Source organism: Trueperella bernardiae (genome assembly GCF_001469025.1).
Taxonomy (GTDB): domain Bacteria; phylum Actinomycetota; class Actinomycetes; order Actinomycetales; family Actinomycetaceae; genus Trueperella; species Trueperella bernardiae.
The window spans coordinates 50571-65960 of sequence record NZ_LNIZ01000009.1 but is presented as its reverse complement, the minus strand read 5'-3'; the positions used below and the strand labels follow the sequence as shown (position 1 = coordinate 65960).

At 66.8% G+C, this 15390-nt stretch carries 15 protein-coding genes, 1 other RNA gene and 1 pseudogene; 11 read left to right on the top strand and 6 right to left on the bottom strand.

What is annotated here, in order from left to right; genetic code table 11:
• Window positions 1-11: 11 nt before the first annotated feature.
• The gene (locus AQZ59_RS08155) at window positions 12-845 is read right to left on the bottom strand and encodes a YwiC-like family protein (RefSeq protein ID WP_062614168.1); all 834 of its coding nucleotides are present in this window, start codon (window positions 843-845) and stop codon (window positions 12-14) included.
• 3 nt (window positions 846-848) lie between these two features.
• Window positions 849-1451 (bottom strand): hypothetical protein, encoded by a 603-nt coding sequence (locus tag AQZ59_RS08150; RefSeq protein WP_062614167.1) that lies wholly within the window; start codon window positions 1449-1451, stop codon window positions 849-851.
• Window positions 1452-1554: 103 nt separating this feature from the next.
• On the opposite strand from AQZ59_RS08150, the pseudogene AQZ59_RS08145 reads away from it, so the two are divergent.
• The 7 genes and pseudogenes from AQZ59_RS08145 (at window position 1555) to aroD (ending at window position 7506) form a co-directional block, all read left to right on the top strand.
• Window positions 1555-2551 (top strand): annotated as a pseudogene (locus AQZ59_RS08145) (AAA family ATPase).
• 8 nt (window positions 2552-2559) lie between these two features.
• Window positions 2560-3438 carry a DUF58 domain-containing protein gene (locus AQZ59_RS08140; protein WP_160326888.1) on the top strand — a complete coding sequence of 293 codons (879 nt, stop codon included), beginning with the start codon at window positions 2560-2562 and terminating at the stop codon, window positions 3436-3438.
• Window positions 3431-3886, top strand: a complete 456-nt coding sequence (locus AQZ59_RS08135) for a hypothetical protein (protein WP_062614165.1) — start codon at window positions 3431-3433, stop codon at window positions 3884-3886. The genes AQZ59_RS08140 and AQZ59_RS08135 overlap by 8 nt, the downstream gene beginning before the upstream one ends.
• On the top strand, window positions 3880-4854 hold the full coding sequence (locus AQZ59_RS08130) for a vWA domain-containing protein (RefSeq protein ID WP_082661245.1): 975 nt from the start codon (window positions 3880-3882) through the stop codon (window positions 4852-4854). The genes AQZ59_RS08135 and AQZ59_RS08130 overlap by 7 nt, the downstream gene beginning before the upstream one ends.
• Complete coding sequence (locus AQZ59_RS08125; protein WP_062614163.1) at window positions 4851-5861, top strand: vWA domain-containing protein; 1011 nt, start codon at window positions 4851-4853, stop codon at window positions 5859-5861. Before AQZ59_RS08130 ends, AQZ59_RS08125 begins: the two co-directional genes overlap by 4 nt.
• Window positions 5858-6745, top strand: coding sequence for a tetratricopeptide repeat protein (locus AQZ59_RS08120; protein ID WP_152994739.1), 888 nt, complete (start codon window positions 5858-5860; stop codon window positions 6743-6745). Before AQZ59_RS08125 ends, AQZ59_RS08120 begins: the two co-directional genes overlap by 4 nt.
• A complete protein-coding gene (aroD, locus tag AQZ59_RS08115) occupies window positions 6742-7506 on the top strand; it encodes a type I 3-dehydroquinate dehydratase (RefSeq protein WP_062614161.1) in 765 nt (254 codons plus the stop codon). The genes AQZ59_RS08120 and aroD overlap by 4 nt, the downstream gene beginning before the upstream one ends.
• A 28-nt stretch (window positions 7507-7534) precedes the next feature.
• On the opposite strand, the gene AQZ59_RS08110 is transcribed toward aroD, so the two are convergent.
• Window positions 7535-7963, bottom strand: coding sequence for a membrane lipoprotein lipid attachment site-containing protein (locus tag AQZ59_RS08110; protein WP_062614160.1), 429 nt, complete (start codon window positions 7961-7963; stop codon window positions 7535-7537).
• A gap of 312 nt (window positions 7964-8275) precedes the next feature.
• On the opposite strand from AQZ59_RS08110, the gene AQZ59_RS08105 reads away from it, so the two are divergent.
• The 3 genes from AQZ59_RS08105 to AQZ59_RS08095 all read left to right on the top strand — a co-directional run bounded on the left by AQZ59_RS08105 (window position 8276) and on the right by AQZ59_RS08095 (window position 11271).
• Window positions 8276-9247 (top strand): potassium channel beta subunit family protein, encoded by a 972-nt coding sequence (locus tag AQZ59_RS08105; RefSeq protein ID WP_201783180.1) that lies wholly within the window; start codon window positions 8276-8278, stop codon window positions 9245-9247.
• A 186-nt stretch (window positions 9248-9433) separates the two neighbouring features.
• Window positions 9434-10438, top strand: a complete 1005-nt coding sequence (gene hemH, locus AQZ59_RS08100) for a ferrochelatase (RefSeq protein WP_062614158.1) — start codon at window positions 9434-9436, stop codon at window positions 10436-10438.
• 44 nt (window positions 10439-10482) lie between these two features.
• Complete coding sequence (locus tag AQZ59_RS08095) at window positions 10483-11271, top strand: CDP-alcohol phosphatidyltransferase family protein (RefSeq protein WP_062614157.1); 789 nt, start codon at window positions 10483-10485, stop codon at window positions 11269-11271.
• A 53-nt stretch (window positions 11272-11324) separates the two neighbouring features.
• On the opposite strand, the gene AQZ59_RS08090 is transcribed toward AQZ59_RS08095, so the two are convergent.
• Window positions 11325-12377 (bottom strand): hypothetical protein, encoded by a 1053-nt coding sequence (locus tag AQZ59_RS08090; protein ID WP_062614156.1) that lies wholly within the window; start codon window positions 12375-12377, stop codon window positions 11325-11327.
• A 130-nt stretch (window positions 12378-12507) separates the two neighbouring features.
• The gene (locus tag AQZ59_RS08085; protein ID WP_062614155.1) at window positions 12508-13902 is read right to left on the bottom strand and encodes an MATE family efflux transporter; all 1395 of its coding nucleotides are present in this window, start codon (window positions 13900-13902) and stop codon (window positions 12508-12510) included.
• Window positions 13903-14183: 281 nt separating this feature from the next.
• On the opposite strand from AQZ59_RS08085, the gene ppk2 reads away from it, so the two are divergent.
• Complete coding sequence (gene ppk2, locus AQZ59_RS08080) at window positions 14184-15116, top strand: polyphosphate kinase 2 (protein ID WP_062614154.1); 933 nt, start codon at window positions 14184-14186, stop codon at window positions 15114-15116.
• A 64-nt stretch (window positions 15117-15180) separates the two neighbouring features.
• Here ppk2 and ffs read toward each other — a convergent pair.
• An RNA gene (ffs, locus tag AQZ59_RS08075) (signal recognition particle sRNA small type) lies at window positions 15181-15277 on the bottom strand.
• Window positions 15278-15390: the final 113 nt, after the last annotated feature.

Sequence of the window (15390 nt, the reverse complement as noted above, 5' to 3'; positions counted from 1 at the left end):
AGCAGCCAAGATCAGATGAAGGCCAGGAACAGGGCCGCCGAGATCGCCACTTCGCCTAGGCCAATCGGCAGCGGCGGCAGCCAGCCGTGGTGGTAGCCCCAGGCGGGGACGGCCGCCGCGCGTGCCACGATGACCACCCACAGCGAGGGCAGCACCCACGGCTCCCCGACCAGCGCGGCCAGCACCACCACCCCGACCAGCCCCACCGCGTGGAAGGCGATGGATGCGAGGAACCAGGGGCGGTTGCCGCGCTCGCGGATGTTGGTCTTGACGTAGAAGATTGTGCCGAGGAAGTACCACCCGACGATGGCGGTGACGATCCAGATCCAGCCCCAGCCGGTCACGGACCCGTTGCCGGAGGCGCCGGGGAGGGTGGCCAGCCCGTGGGTGGCGAGGTCGTAGGCGACGGGCAGGGTGAGGGTAGCGGCGGTGACGGTCGCGGCATCGTTGAGGAAGGAGCGTTCCTTGCGCCGGGAGTAGCACCAGGCTGAGATCACGACGAGCGGTGCGAAGGCCAGCGTCCAGCGCACTAGGAATGGGGCGGTCACCAGGAGGGCGACGCCGAGGGGTGCCGCGATCGCGGAGTAGGTCAGCGCCGGCGCGACAAAGCGGGAGCGCCTGGAGCGTCGGCCATCCCGCCCAGCCCGGCCAATGCGCGCCGGCCCCGCTCGCAGCCACTGCCCGATGGCGTAGAAGGCGAAGTATCCCACCCACCACGTGCCAAGAAGTAGGAGGTGCTGCCAGACGAATCCGCCGAGCACGATCCCCAGCAGCACGGGCACGGTGACCATCGCCCACGCCCCGTGATAGCGCGGAATCCAGCCGGGAGGAAGCTTGCGCCCCACGGGTTAGAAGATCCGGTCGTTGGCGCGCTTGAGCTCGTAGCCGTGGCCGGACATGACCGACCAGCAGGTCACCCCGTCTTGTTCGAGCGTGCAGGCGAAGCCGTTGAGGGCGACTGCGGTGCCGTAGTCGTACACGTCGGCGACGGACACGGAGTGCTGGCAGTCGGCGTCGACCGCCCCCTCGGCCCCGACCACGTACGTGGCGGTGAGGCCCTCGCACTGTTTGGGGGAGGGGTAGTCGTAGGTGTAGATGGAGCACTCGACGTTGTCAGAGTTGATGCGGCAGTGAATGTTCTTGGCCGGCGTGGTGAAGGAGGCCGCCTCGATGGCGCCCTCAGGCGCGGGCCGCTCCGGCGTGGGCTCAGGCTCTGGTTCGGCGGTCTCAGATGGGGAGGGACTGGAGCTCGGCGCGGGTGAGGAGGTCGGGGAGGGCGGGGGCGTCGTCGTTGGGCTGGTGCCGATCTCGCGGCCGTTGGAGATGAGCTGTTGGAAGACGAGGGCGAGGACCACCAGGAACAGGAGGGAGGCGGAGCCGATGAGGAAGTATAGCGGGCCGCGGTTGGTGGCGGGCTGTGGTGGGCCGGCGTCGGGTAGCTGGTGGCTCATGATTCCTCCTTGAGTATCACGCCCATACTAAGGGATGTCGGAGGTGCTGTGTAGGCTGGAACTGTGCGCGCAGGAGCGGACCTGTGCGCTGATGGGAGGGCTCATGGCACTGGCAACGGGGCAGATTAACGACGCCGATCTGGCGCGTACTGAGGATCTGATCGGGCGCGTCCGGGGTATTTTTCGTGGGAGCGTGGTGGGTCAGCAGGATCTGGCGAGGGCGCTGGTCACGGCGTTGATGGCGCGCGGACACGTGCTGCTCGAGTCGGTGCCGGGATTGGCGAAGACCACGGCGGCGCTGACGCTGGCGGACTCGATTTCGGGCACGTTTTCCCGGATCCAGTGCACGCCTGACCTCATGCCGAATGACATCGTGGGTACGCAGATTTACTCGTATGAGACGGGCAGTTTTTCCACGCAGCTGGGGCCGGTGCACGCAAACATGGTGTTGCTCGATGAGATTAATAGGAGCTCGGCGAAAACTCAGTCGGCGATGTTGGAGGCGATGCAGGAGCGCCAGACGTCGATCGGGGGCACGATCTACAAGCTGCCCGATCCGTTCCTGGTGATGGCCACCCAGAATCCGATCGAAGAGGAAGGCACGTACGTGTTGCCGGAGGCGCAGATGGACCGCTTCCTGCTCAAGGAGGTGCTCACGTACCCGGAGCCGGAGGAGGAGGTGGAGATCCTCACGAAGTCGGCGGAGGGCAGCTTCGGGCGTGGTGACGTGGAGCCGATTACTGCTGACGACGTGCTGTTTTTGCAGGCCACGGCTCGGCAAGTGTACGTGGATGAATCGATCAAGCGTTATATCGTGGCGCTCATTAATACCACGCGCGGGCGGGGGCCGCGGCCGTTGCCGGAGTTGGAGCGGCACTTGCGGGTGGGCTCGTCGCCGCGCGGTGGGTTGGCGCTCATGCAGGTGGGGCAGGCGCTGGCGTTGCAGGGGGGGGCGCAACTACGTGACGCCGGAGGACATCACGGCGATGCGCTACCAGGTGCTGCGCCACCGGCTTGTGCGCACGTATGACGCGTTGGCGGGCGGGGTGAGCCCGGAGTCGTTGATCGACGCGGTGTTTGAGACGGTGCCCACGCCATGAGTCGGAGGGTGAGGTCTACGGGGACGCGGTCGGCGCTGGTGCGCGCCAAGGTCTCGTTGCCGGTGATCCGCCGCGCGTCGGGGGTGTTCGAGGGCCAGCACAGCTCGATGCTGACCGGCCAGGGGCACGATTTTGACGACCTCACGGACTACGTTCACGGGGATGATGTGGCGGATATTGATTGGAAGACGTCGGCGCGGGCCGGCCGCCCGATCATCCGCCGCTTCGAGCGGGAGACCGACATGTTCACCCAGCTGGTGGTGGACACGGGCGCGGAGATGAGGGCGGCGGCGCCGTCGGGGGAATCAAAGGAGCAGGTGGCGATGTTCGCCGCGGACGTGCTCGGTTACCTGGCGATTCAGCGCGGGGACCGGCTGTCGGTGGTGTACGGGGATAGTGCGGGGGTGTCGCGGATCCCGGCGCGCAATGGCAACTCGCACCTGGACTTTGCGCTCGATGCGGTGCAGGAGCGGATGGAGGCCGGCGCGGGGGAGTCGGCGGTGTCGGACATGCTGGAGGAGCGGCTGCGCGTGCCGCAGCCGCGGGCGTTGTTGGTGCTGGTCACGGACGAATACTGGCCGGGCCTTGCCGACGGGCACACGCTCCGCCGCATCCGCACCCGGCACGAGGTAGTGGTGTTGCGGGTGGCGGACATGTCGGTGGCTGCGCAGGGCGTGGAGCACATGGTCGACCACGCCACGGGCTCCCTCATCCCGGAGTTCTTGCGTGACGACGCCGCGCTGCGGGCCGACCTTGAGGAGGAACGACGCCGTGCTCACGCCTTCGCCGCGGAGTTGCTGCGCGCGAACGGGGTGCGGCACGTGACCGTGGGGTCTACCGAGGAGGTCCCGAGGGCGATTATTGAGTTGTTGAGGCGCCATGCTTGACCAAGTGATCGATCCGTTTGGCACGCCCGCCGTGTGGTGGGTGATTTTTGGAGGGGTGCTGGTGGGGTGTGCCGGCGTCGTGGTGGCGGCGCTTAGGTATTGGAGGCGCGAGCCGGCCGCGCAGGCGGCGGCGCCGGAGCCGGTTCGGACGCGGCGGGTTTCGGGTGCGGTGGCGCGGATTGATGCGGTGGTGGCGCGGCACGCGGCGGACACGCCGGAGGACGTGCGGGCGCTGCACCTGGAGTTGGCGGCGGAGCTACGGGCGATCATGGGGGAGCTCGTGGGCAAGGACCTGTCGGCGTGGCAGGTGGCGCAGTTGCGCGAGGTGGCGGCCTTTAGCGCGGCGGCGGACGCGATCGAGGAGTGGGAAGAGCCCTCGTTTTCGGCCGAGCCGCACGCGAGCGCCCAGGCGGCCCGTGATCGGGCGGTAAGGGCGGTGTCATGGTAAATCCGCTCCTGGGAATTGGGTTGGGCTTCGTGCTGGTGATCGCGGCGGGGCTTGGCTGGTTGCGCCGGCGCCGGGCGGCGGAGGGCGTGCGCGTGGCACATACGCGCGCGGCGCTCCAGCACCCGCGGCTGCGCAAGAGGTTGGCGATGTTGCGCGTGGGAGTCGGGGCCGTGGTGGTGCTGGCCGTCGTCGTTGGCGGAGGAAGCGCATACCTGGCGGCGCGCCCGGCGGGGGCGGACTCGTTGCGGCGGGAGCTCGCCAGCCGCGACATCATGCTGTGCCTCGACGTGTCCGGCTCGGTGCTGACCTACGACGCGGAGGTGCTGCGGTCGTTCGCCAAGCTCGTGGAGAGCTTCGAGGGTGAGCGCGTGGGGCTGAGCATTTTCAACTCGGCCTCGCGGCTGGTCTTCCCGCTGACCAGCGACTACAACGTGGTGACGGGCCAGATCGATGCAGCCGTGGATGTGATGAGCACGCAGGACCCGGCCGGGCTCAACCGCCTGATCGCCGGCACGGAGGCGGGCGTGGAGGTCCACGGGTCGTCGCTCATTGGGGACGGGCTGGTCTCCTGCCTGTTTTCTTTCGATTTCGACGACGCCGACCGCGCCCGCACCGTCATCTTCGCCACCGACAACGAGCTGGCAGGCGACTCGGTGTTCACGCTCGCGGAGGGGATTGAGCGGGCGAAGGAGGGCGGTGTGGTGGTGCACGGGATCTACATTTCCGGGCCGTGGAGTGACGACAACGCCGAGATGCGCGATCTGCTGGGTGCGGCCGGGATGTATTACTACCCGTTCAATGACGTGAGTGCGGCGGCGCAGATCGTGGAGGCCGTGGAAGCGCAGGACGTGCAAAACGTCGTCGTGGAGGGCGACGCGGTGATGGTGGACCAGCCCGGGCGATGGCCGGCGATCATCGCCGGGGCGCTGGTGGTGTTGTTGGCGGTGGCGTGGAGGTTCAAGCTATGAAGCTCCTGTATCTGATCGATCCGGTCCCGCTCGCCGTGGTGGCGGGTGTGGGACTGGTGCTTGTAATCGGCGGGCTGGTGACCGGGCGGGAGCGGTGGCTGGCGTGGCTACGTCGGTTCGGGATGCTCGCGATGGCGGTGGCGATGGGCCTGGGGCCGGCGGTGAGCGTGGAGACGCGCACGCTCACCTCGAACCTGGCGGTGTTGTTCGTGGTGGACGCCACTGGTTCGATGGCGGCGCAGGATTACGGTGACGGCCGGCGGCTTGACGGGGTGAAGGCGGACGCGGCGGCGCTCATGAACGCGCTGCCCGAGGCGCACTTCGGGATCGTCGAGTACAGTTCGCGGGCCACCCAGCAGCTGCCGATGACCACGGACAAGCAGGCGGCGCGCACGTGGTTCGACGTGTATGACCGGGAGATGACTGACTTTTCCGGGGGATCGTCGATCAATCGCCCGGTGGAGGAGGTCACCGCCGTGCTCGAGCAGCTCCAGGGTGAGAGGTACGTGCCCGTGGTCGTCTTGATGACCGACGGCGAGGCCACCGATGCCATGAGCTCCCGGCGCGGGGAGGCCCCGAATTATGGGGCATGGGCGCCGCTGGTCAAGGGCGGGTACGTGTTCGGGTACGGCACCGAGGCCGGCGGAAAGATGCTCCGGCGGGACCCCGCGGGCGAGAGCGGGGACTACATTATGGCGCCCTCGGGCGGGGTGGCGATCTCGCGGGCCAACCCGGCCGTGCTGGAGACGATCGCCGGCCAGATCGGCGTGCCGTACGTGCACCGCAGCGGGCCCGGCGGGATTGAGGAGCTGGCGGCTCAGCTGAGCGCCGAGGCAAGCTTGGGCGAGGGCGTGGAGGAGAACGTGTACAGTCCCGTGATCTGGGCGTTTGCCGTGGCTCTCGCGGTGTTGGCTGCGTGGGAGATCTTCGACCTCATGCCGCGCGTGCGGGCCGTGGCTATGATGTCCACGCGGCGCACCACCATTGACACCGGGGGTCGGCGATGAGGCGGGCGATCGTGTGGAGGACACCGGGCGCGGGTAAGCGCGTGGCTCCGGGGTCGGGTGCGGATGTTGGCGCAGGCACGGGCGCGGCGTCGGGAATTGGTGAGGCGCGGACGGTGAGCGGGGCGGCGGCGCGCCGATCGGCGTGGAAGCGGGCCGTGGCGGCGCTGGCCGGGCTGGTCGCGCTGGCGCTCGCGGTAGTGACGATCGTGGCCGGCGTCGCGGCGTTTTCCCTGGCGGCGGGGAAGAGCAGGTACGACGCGGGCGAGTTCGCGGCGTCGGCGCAGGCTTACGACGTGGCGACCCACGCGATGCCGGACTCGCTGGGCCGGTGGAAGGCCTTTTTCGGCGCGGGCACGGCCCGGCTCAAGGGCGGGGAGGCGGCCGCGGCGATCAGCGATCTGGAGAGGGCGCTGGAGCTGGTGCCGCCGGGAATCTCGCGGGACGAAGGCGGTGTGGCGGAGGCGAACCCGGATGTGGTCGCCGAGGATACCGGGCCGACCGACGAGTGCAAGGTGCGCATCAACCTCGCCGTCGCCACGATGAGTGTGGCCGGCGGCGAGTCGGACCCGCAATTCACCGCCGCGGGCTACGCCGACGCCGTGAGGATCATCGCCCCGTGTGAGGACGAGCAGTCGGAAAAGGTCCGCACGCAGGCCGAAGAGAGCCAGGCGGAAGCCGAGGAGGAGGCCGCGCGCCAGGAAGCCGAGCGTCACGAAGAGGGAGATCAGGAACCCGATGCGGGCGAGGCCGGCGACCAGAACTCGGAGCCGATGAGCGAACAGGACCGCGAGTTGCTCGAGCGGATTTCTGAGGCCGAACAACAGCGCCGCGAGTGGAGCGAGTATGATAAGCAGTTCGGGAGCAAGAACGGAGAGAACTGGTGATCTTCAACCAGGAAGGCCGCCCGGCGATCATCGTGCCGGTGGTGGGAACCACCCCGCAGGTGATCCTCGAGGAGGCGAGGGAGTGCGAGAAGGCGGGGGCCGACGTCGTCGAGCTCCGCGCCGACTACCTGCTGGCTGCACACCCGGGCACGGATATCGACGCGATTGCGCGCGACCTCCTGCGTGACCTGTATGCTGGACTGTCCGTGCCGGTGCTCATCACGTTCCGCACTCTGGGCCAGGGCGGGGAGGTGGAGCTCACCCCGTTCCGGTACCGGGTGCTGCTGGCCACGATCCTCGACATCCTCATGCAGGAGGCGATTTCCGCCGACCGCGTGGGGTTGGACCTCGAGTTCGCCTCGGAGGCCACGGCGGAGCTGGCCGCGCGGGCGGCGGAGCTGGGGTACACGGCGGTCGTGTCGCACCACGAATGGCAGGACACCCCGGACGCGGAGGTCATGTACCTCATGCTCGAAGACATGCTGGCCGTGCAAAACGCGATACCGAAGCTGGCCGTCATGGCCCACAGCGAGGAGGACACGGCGCGGCTGCTCGAGGTCACGAAGCAGGTGGCGGAAGAGTCAGGCCGGCCGCTCATCACGATCGCGATGGGGGAGGCCGGGATCCGATCTCGGTTCGAAGGGCACGCCTACGGGTCCGTGGCCACATTCGCCACCGCCGGCGCGTCGACTGCGCCTGGACAGCCCACAATCGAGCGCCTCCGAGCGGTGCTCGGAGGCGCTGATTCAGGCGATATGTAATTCTTGCCCGCGTGCCGGGCGCTGGGCGTTAGTTGGACTCTTCGTCGGCGGGAGCGGCGGCCTCAACCTGCTCGACCGTGCCGTCGAGCTTGCCCTCGAGCTCCTTGAGCGCGGCCTCGTCGCCGGCGATGTACCAGTTGTCGCCCACCAGCGCGGTGAAAGACTCGCCCGCGGCCTGCGCCTTGTGGATGTAAGCCGAGCGGGAGCCCTGGTTGGTGAACACGGCGAAGAAGTCGGCCTCGGAGCAGGTGCCCTGGTTCCACTCGCCGTCGGTCCAGTTGTCGCAGGTGTAGCCGGCGTCCACGGCGGCGTCGCGCAGCTCGGCCACTGAGTTGTACGTGCCTGACAGGGTGCGGGTCACCTCGGGGGTGGGCTTGGTGGTCTCGTTGGAGCTTGTCGAGTCCGAACAGCCGGCGAGGGCGAGTGCAATGGTGATGGTCGCAAGGATCTTCTTCATGGTATTCCGTTCTGCTGAGTATAAGCCGTGCGCAACTATACTCCTTCCCGCTATGCGGACCCGAACCCGAACCGCTCGTAGGTGTTCGCCGACACTAAAAGAAATCGTGATAACTGGCAGCCCCGGCAGAACTCGTGAATATACCGGCTAGCGATTGCTATACGGGCCTGGTGGGCCTCAGGTTCACGAGTTGTGTCGGGCTCCGGGGTGCCGGCGGATCAGCAGCCCAGGCCGGCCGGGGCCGGGGGAGTCCTTCCACCCTCGGCGCAATCGGAGCGGGCAGGGTCCGAGGCGGCGATTAAACTCGGGTACATGAGTAAACAAATGCCATATAACCGGCTTGGATCTGCAGGTCTTCAGGTTTCCCAGTTCAGCTTCGGCTCCTGGGTCACGTTCGGCGGGCAGGTGGACACCGGGCTTGCCAAGGAGCAGCTGCAGGCCGCCGCCGACGCCGGGGTCAACTTCTTCGACAACGCTGAGGTCTACGCCGGCGGCAAGTCGGAGCAGATCATGGGCGAGGCCATCCGCGAGCTGGGGTGGAAGCGCCACGAGTACGTCATTTCCACCAAGTTCTACTGGGGCATCAACGGCGAGATGCCGAACATGCACTACACCCTCAATCGCAAGTACCTCATGCAGGCCATTGACGGCTCGCTCGAGCGGCTCGGCCTCGACTTCGTGGACCTGGCCTACTGCCACCGGCCGGACCCGAACACGCCGATCGAGGAGACGGTGTATGCGATGAGCGACATCGTGGAGTCGGGCAAGGCCCTGTACTGGGGCACCTCGGAGTGGAGCGCGGATGAGATCCGCGCGGCGTGGGAAATCGCCGACAAGCGCAACCTGCGCAAGCCCGTCATGGAGCAGCCGCAGTACAACCTCCTCCACCGCGACCGGGTGGAAAACGAGTACGCCCGCCTGTACGAGGACCTCGGCCTGGGGCTGACCACGTGGTCGCCGCTGGCGGGTGGCATCCTCACGGGCAAGTACGTGGACGGGATCCCGGAAGGTTCGCGCGCCACGCTCGAGGGCCACGACTACCTGCGCGCTGGCGCCGAAAAGTCGCGCGACCAGGTGCGCGAGCTCGCCAAGATCGCCGCCGACCTCGGCGTGAGCACCGGCCAGCTAGCCCTCGGCTGGGTGGCCGCCAACCCGCACGTGTCCACGGTGATCTTGGGCGCGTCCTCAGTTAAGCAGCTGGAGGAGAACCTCGGGGCGCTCAAGGCCCTCGAGTCTCTGGATGACGACGCCGGCCTCAAGGCCTCCATCGACGAGCTGTTCTAACGCCGCCCGGCGCCGGTTACCCCGGCCAAGCGAAATTTGCGGGACGACTTGAGTCCCACCTGCATATATGTGCAGACCTGGCCCAGATCGTCCCGCAAATTATCCGTCGAGGCTGAGACAAGGCACCCGGCCGGCTGGTTGCCGTGCACGTGAGATCTGCTCGGCGCATAGGCTAGGTTAGATGCCATGCCCGGTCTTTTGCTCGTCAACCTTGGTACGCCCGATTCGCCGTCGCGCGCGGACGTGGCCACCTTCCTTGACGACTTCCTGTCCGACCCCGACGTGATCGATTTCCCGCGCGCCCTCTGGCTACCTATTCTGCGCGGGATCATCCTGCGTACGCGCCCCGCAAAGTCGGGCGCGCTGTACGAGACGATTTGGACGGAGGAAGGCTCGCCGCTCGTCGTGATCACGCGCCAGCAGCGCGACCTGCTCGCGGAGGCGTTGCCGTGGGAGGTGCGCTACGCGATGACGTACACGAAGCCGTCGATCGCGCAGGAGCTGGACGCGTTCGCCCGGGAGGGCATGCGGGATGTGACCGTGTTGCCGCTGTACCCGCAGTGGGCGCCGTCGAACACGGGGTCGATCGTGCAGCAGGTGCGGGCGTGGCAGGCCGCCTCGCCCGAGACCCGGGTGCGGATGATCGGCCCGTGGCCGGCCCAGGGGCACTTTGTGGACTGGCATGCGGAGAAGATCGCGGCTGCCGTCGCCGCCCTTCCCACCCCGGAGCGTGCTCGCATCCTGCTGTCCTACCACGGCGTGCCCGAGCGCCGCGTCCACCGCCCCCACGAGTACGCCACGCAGTGCGAGGCCACCACGTTCGCGATCGAGGAGGGGTTGCGCAGGCGCGGGGTGAGCAACGCCGTCGTGACCACGTACCAGTCCAAGTTCGGGCCCGGCAAATGGCTCGAGCCCGCCACAATCGACACGATGGGCGCGCTGCCCGGCCAGGGTGTCACCAGTGTTGTGCTGGCCACCCCCGGGTTCCTCGCCGACTGCATCGAGACCCTCGATGAGCTCGACGTCCTCAACCGCGAGGCGTTCGAAAGCGCAGGCGGGACGCACTTCGTGCGCGTGCCGCCGATGAATGACGACCCGGTGTTTGCCGACGTCGTCGCCCACCTTCTCGAGGACGCGGGCCCGCGTCCAACCGCGGTACGAGATCGGGTTATCGAGGGTGAGGCAAGTTAGGCAATAATTGTGCACAAACACGCCGTTGCACAAAAGGACCGTCCATGCCTACTGACCATTCTGCGCCTCGCCGCGCCCGTTCGATCGCGCCCGAGGCGATAGCCCCACTTCCGGACCGGGTGCGTGCCTGGCTGGTGCATATTTTTACGATGTCGGGGATGGCGTTCGCTGCGCTCGCCACGCTCGCGCTCATCGACCGGCAGATCGCGTGGATGTGGCTGTGGCTTGGGGTGGCGCTGATCGTGGATGGCGTGGACGGGTTCTTCGCCCGGCGGTATCGCGTGCGCGAGGTGTTGCCGTGGTTCGACGGCGGGATCCTCGACATCGCGATCGACTACATCACCTGGACCTTCATCCCCGCGATCTTCATGTACACCCAGCTGGACCTGGGGCCGAAGCCGCTGGCGGGGGTGTTGACGGTGCTGATTTTGACGTCGTCGACACTGTGTTACGCGAACGAGAACTGGAAGTCGGTCGACTATTACTTCTACGGCTTCCCGGCGGCGTGGAACATCGTGGCCGTCATCCTATACGTGCTCCAGCTGGGGCAGGCGACGAACATCTTCTGGGTGACCCTGTTTATTGTGCTGACGATCGTGCCGTTCTACTGGACGCACCCGTTCAGAGTGAAGCGTTTCATGGTGCTGAATTTGGCGTCGATCTTCGTGTGGATCGCGGCCACGGGCTGGCTGGTGGTGGTGTTCCCACATCAGCCGATGTGGCTACTGGTGACGTTCTGGGTCTCGGGCGGGTGGTTCATCGGCACGGGCGTGATCCGTACGGTGACGGGGCCGGATCGGCCGCGGCGCCCGGGGCGCGCGGCCTCCGCATAGCCCGCCGGAGCGCCGCCTGAGCCGCATAGCTCGGGGGCGGCGTCGGGCGGCGGCTAGAGACGGGAGTGGCGCAGGCCGGCGGCGACCGCGCGGTCGCGAAGGTAGTTGAAGCCCTCATACAGGAGGGCGCCGGCGATCATCGCCCCCACGACGCCGTGCACCCACCACGAATACCCGCGTCCATGCGACCAGAAGTAGATGTAGGGCGCGATGAACGTGATGAGCGTGACGGCAAACCCGGTCACCCGCACCCAGGTCTTGTGCGCGGTGAAGAACGCGACCAGCCCCCACGTGTAGGGGATCGCCGTCACCACATCCATCGTCCACAGCAGCAGCACGCTGCCGTGGAAGTGCGGTACGAACGTGGCTGGCAGCGCGCGTAGCGTCGAGTAGATGAAGACCACCAGGTAGGCCCAAAACGTGGGGCTGTGCAACGCGCGGTACAGCCGCGACGACGGCACCACCCGTGCTCCGACCTCGCGCAGCGCCCGGTAGTTGTGCGAGCTGATCGTCGACGATTCCTCGCCCACGAACGCCATTCGCACAAACTCTTGCTGGTCGGGGGTGCCCGCGGCCCACGCCCGCAACCACGCCGACGGACTCATCCCGACCACCACGTGAGGCCGATCCACCCCTCCGAGGTAGCGCTCGGCGAGCTCGGGGGAGAGGGACCCGGCCCTGACAAATTTGAGGGCCGAAGGGAGGAAGGAATCGCTCAGTGGCTGGAGGAGGTGGGTCTCCGCGTGGGAGGGGTCGGCGCCGAAGAACACCTGAAGGGCGGCCAGCCGCTCGGCCGGGACCAAGGCAAACATGAGGTGTTGGCGGGTGGTGATGAGGCGGCGGAGGTCGGTGGCTAGGGTGTCGCGAAGGTCGGTGGGGAGGGTGGCGGGCGTGGTCGGAGAATCGGCAAGCAGAGAGGAGAGCGGACCGAGCACCAGGCTCGTGGCGGTGCGGCGCGCGGTGAGATTGCCCAGGCGGTCGATGCCGGAGACGCGCTTGACCGCCGCCGGATCGATCCCGATCTCCCGCAGCATCGGGTAAGCGAGCGCGGAGTGGCGGGTGAGGAGGCGCGCGGCGTCGTCAGTGCTGGTCAGGGCATGTGGCATGCTCGCTCCTCGGGTTGGCCAATCTCAGCCATTATAAGGAACGGGGGCGTGCGCGTCCTCATGCCCAGGGTGTGTGGCTTATTAGGGGCGGCGGTCAGCGGGGCGGGCGGCGTCGTGAACGCCCGGGGCGTCAGCAGGGTGCGACCTCACATTCGGCCTCCGCCACCTGGACATGGAAATAAGGCGATTCTACCGAAGCGGTCAGTTCGCGCTTCTTCTTCCGAATGGCAAGCGTGAGGATAAGGAACGCGCCGATCCACGCGAGTGGATGGCACACGACGATCCCGACGAAACCGTAGACCGGGGCGATGAACAGCGCCGTGGCCACGCGGGCGCCCATCTCGATTAAACCGGCCAGCGTGGGGACCAGCGCGTTGCCCAGCGACTGCAGCGAGTAACGGTTGACGAACAGGATCGTGAGGAACGGGTAGAACGGTACGGTCACCCACAGGTAGATGGAGCCGAGGCGGAGGATTTCGTCGGTGAGGCCGGAGCCGAAGAAGGCGCTGATCACCTCGTGCTGGAAGACGAGGATGAGCGTGCCGATGATGGCGGCGTAGGCAAGCGACATGTAAATCGCCTGGCTGATGCCCACCCACATGCGCTCCATCTTGCCCGCGCCGTAGTTCTGCGCCACGAAGACGCCAGCCGCGATCCCGAAGGAGACGAAGGGGAACATGGCCAGCTGCTCGATTCGCTGGGCGACCGTGTAGGCGGCGATCGCGGCGGCGCCGTGCCCGTTGAGCGCGATCTGGATGACGATGAGGCCGAGGGCAATGACGGAGGTCTGGAAGCCCATGGGGATGCCGAGGCGCAACTGCTCGAGGGCCTCGACCTTGAGGATGCGGAAGTCGGCCCCGCTGATGCGCAGGATCGGGATGCGGGTCTGAATGTAGATCGCGCACGCCACCACCGACAGGCCCTGGGCGATCACCGTGGCCAGCGCCGCGCCCTCCACGCCCATGCCAACGTAGAGGATGAAGACGAGGTCGAGCACGATGTTGAGCGTGGCGGCCATGACGAGGAACAACAGTGGGGTGGTCGAATCGCCGATCGCGCGGATTGCGTTGGCCAGCAGGTTGTAAAACACCGTGAAGGCCAGGCCCGCGAACAGGACCTGGAGGTAGTAGGTGGCGTCGGGGAGGATGTCGGCGGGGGTGTTCATGAGGCGCAAGATGTCACCGGAAAAGGCCACCGCCGGAACCGTGATGACAAGCGCCATGATCGCCGACAAAACGATCGACGTGGCGAAATTCCGGCGCAGAGCCGGCAGGCGCTGGGCACCAAAGTGGCGCGACATCGGGATCGTCATGCCCACCGTGGCCGACTGGGCAAAGCCCATCACTAGGAAGAACAGGGTGCCGACCGAGCCGACCGCCGCCACCGCATCCGCGCCGAGCGTGCGTCCCACGATGAACGTGTCCGAAATGTTGTACAGCTGCTGGAAGAGGTTCCCCGCAAGCAGGGGAAGCATAAAAAGCAAAATCAGCTTGCCCTCATGACCATGCGTCAGTTCTTTAGCCATACTCGTCTTTCCCGACGGCGCAATTACAATCCTCAAAAACCGTCAAAAATCGTACCATTCTTTGCCGTTGGGAAATAAGGGTTTGTCCATGTGAGATGCGAGGCAGGGGGTGGGGCGGGCGGCACGGTGAGCCCGCCGGGGCGTGCGAGGTGACTGCCCCTGCGCGAGGTGAGGGCGTGGGTGCAAAGCGGGACGATCGCGACGTGGGGTGTGGGCGCAAGGCGCGGGCGGCGTCGTGAAAAACGCCAGTGGCAAACAGTGACGAAGAGTACACTTGGGGCATGTCTGATACCGATTCCCTCTCAACAAAGCTCCCCAAGCTCGACTCGCGCGCGTACGACAAGGAGCTCCGCCGCCTGCAGGCAGAGCTCGTGGAGATGCAGCAGTGGGTTATTGCCACTGGTGAGCGCATCGTCATCCTTTTTGAGGGGCGTGACGCGGCGGGGAAGGGGTCGGCGATTAAGCGCGTCACCCAGTACTTGAACCCGCGTCATGCGCGAGTGGTCGCGTTGCCTAAGCCCACCGAGCGCGAGTCTACGCAGTGGTACTTCCAGCGCTACGTGGCGCACCTGCCCGCGGCGGGCGAGATCGTCATCTTCGACCGGTCCTGGTACAATCGCGCGGGCGTCGAGCGCGTGATGGGCTTCGCCTCGCCCGAGGAATACCACCGCTTCTTGCGGCAGGCGCCCGAGTTTGAGCGCATGCTTGTCGACGACGGGATCCGCATCCTCAAGTACTGGTTCTCCGTGTCGGCGGAGGAGCAGGAGGCGCGGTTCAGGTCGCGGTCATCGGACCCGATGAGACGCTGGAAGCTGTCGCCGATCGACGTCGAATCCATCAACCGCTGGGAAGAATACTCGCAGGCGAAGGACGCCATGTTCGCCGCCACGGACACGCCGTGGGCGCGCTGGCGTACGGTCGAGTCGGAGGATAAGAAGCGTTCGCGCATCAACGTCATTTCCGACATCCTGCACGAGATCCCCTGGGAACGCATTGAACCGGAGAAGGTGGAGGTGCCGAAGCGGCCGGCGATCGCCGAGCAGGACGCCCACCAGCGCCTCGACCGCACGAAGTACATTTATGTCGACGACGTCGCCGTGAATCTGGAAAAGGACCGCGTGAAGGCCGCAAAGGATGAGCGCAAGTCGGCCAAGAAGGCTCGCAAGGCGGCCAAGAAGGTGCGCGAGGAAGACAAGGCTGCAGGCGGGGAATAGGCGCGCGGCGGGATAGGTGCGGGCGAAGGTTGGCTGGACCCCGGAGTCGTCGGGATGTGGGAAGAGTAAGGACTCCCCACGCACCCGCCAGAGCCCAAGTACCCTTGCTGCATTCCTGCCCTGGGGGAGTTCCTCAAGATGACGCCACGTGGGGAGCCGCCACCGATCCTACCATGAGTTTCGGGGTGGCAACGTCGGGAGGGTGAGACTAACGGCACCCGCGCCTGGCGGCCCGCAATTTCCCAAAGGGCGCCAGTTTTCGTAAACTGGGTAG

What these genes read in the sequence shown, in the direction of transcription:
- AQZ59_RS08090 (WP_062614156.1), bottom strand. Translation starts at nt 12,377, where the DNA reads ATGCCACATGCCCTGACCAGCACTGACGACGCCGCGCGCCTCCTCACC.
- AQZ59_RS08105 (WP_201783180.1), top strand. Translation starts at nt 8,276, where the DNA reads ATGAGTAAACAAATGCCATATAACCGGCTTGGATCTGCAGGTCTTCAG.
- ppk2 (WP_062614154.1), top strand. Translation starts at nt 14,184, where the DNA reads ATGTCTGATACCGATTCCCTCTCAACAAAGCTCCCCAAGCTCGACTCG.
- AQZ59_RS08120 (WP_152994739.1), top strand. Translation starts at nt 5,858, where the DNA reads ATGAGGCGGGCGATCGTGTGGAGGACACCGGGCGCGGGTAAGCGCGTG.
- hemH (WP_062614158.1), top strand. Translation starts at nt 9,434, where the DNA reads ATGCCCGGTCTTTTGCTCGTCAACCTTGGTACGCCCGATTCGCCGTCG.
- AQZ59_RS08150 (WP_062614167.1), bottom strand. Translation starts at nt 1,451, where the DNA reads ATGAGCCACCAGCTACCCGACGCCGGCCCACCACAGCCCGCCACCAAC.
- AQZ59_RS08095 (WP_062614157.1), top strand. Translation starts at nt 10,483, where the DNA reads ATGCCTACTGACCATTCTGCGCCTCGCCGCGCCCGTTCGATCGCGCCC.
- AQZ59_RS08130 (WP_082661245.1), top strand. Translation starts at nt 3,880, where the DNA reads ATGGTAAATCCGCTCCTGGGAATTGGGTTGGGCTTCGTGCTGGTGATC.
- AQZ59_RS08125 (WP_062614163.1), top strand. Translation starts at nt 4,851, where the DNA reads ATGAAGCTCCTGTATCTGATCGATCCGGTCCCGCTCGCCGTGGTGGCG.
- AQZ59_RS08135 (WP_062614165.1), top strand. Translation starts at nt 3,431, where the DNA reads ATGCTTGACCAAGTGATCGATCCGTTTGGCACGCCCGCCGTGTGGTGG.
- AQZ59_RS08085 (WP_062614155.1), bottom strand. Translation starts at nt 13,902, where the DNA reads ATGGCTAAAGAACTGACGCATGGTCATGAGGGCAAGCTGATTTTGCTT.
- AQZ59_RS08110 (WP_062614160.1), bottom strand. Translation starts at nt 7,963, where the DNA reads ATGAAGAAGATCCTTGCGACCATCACCATTGCACTCGCCCTCGCCGGC.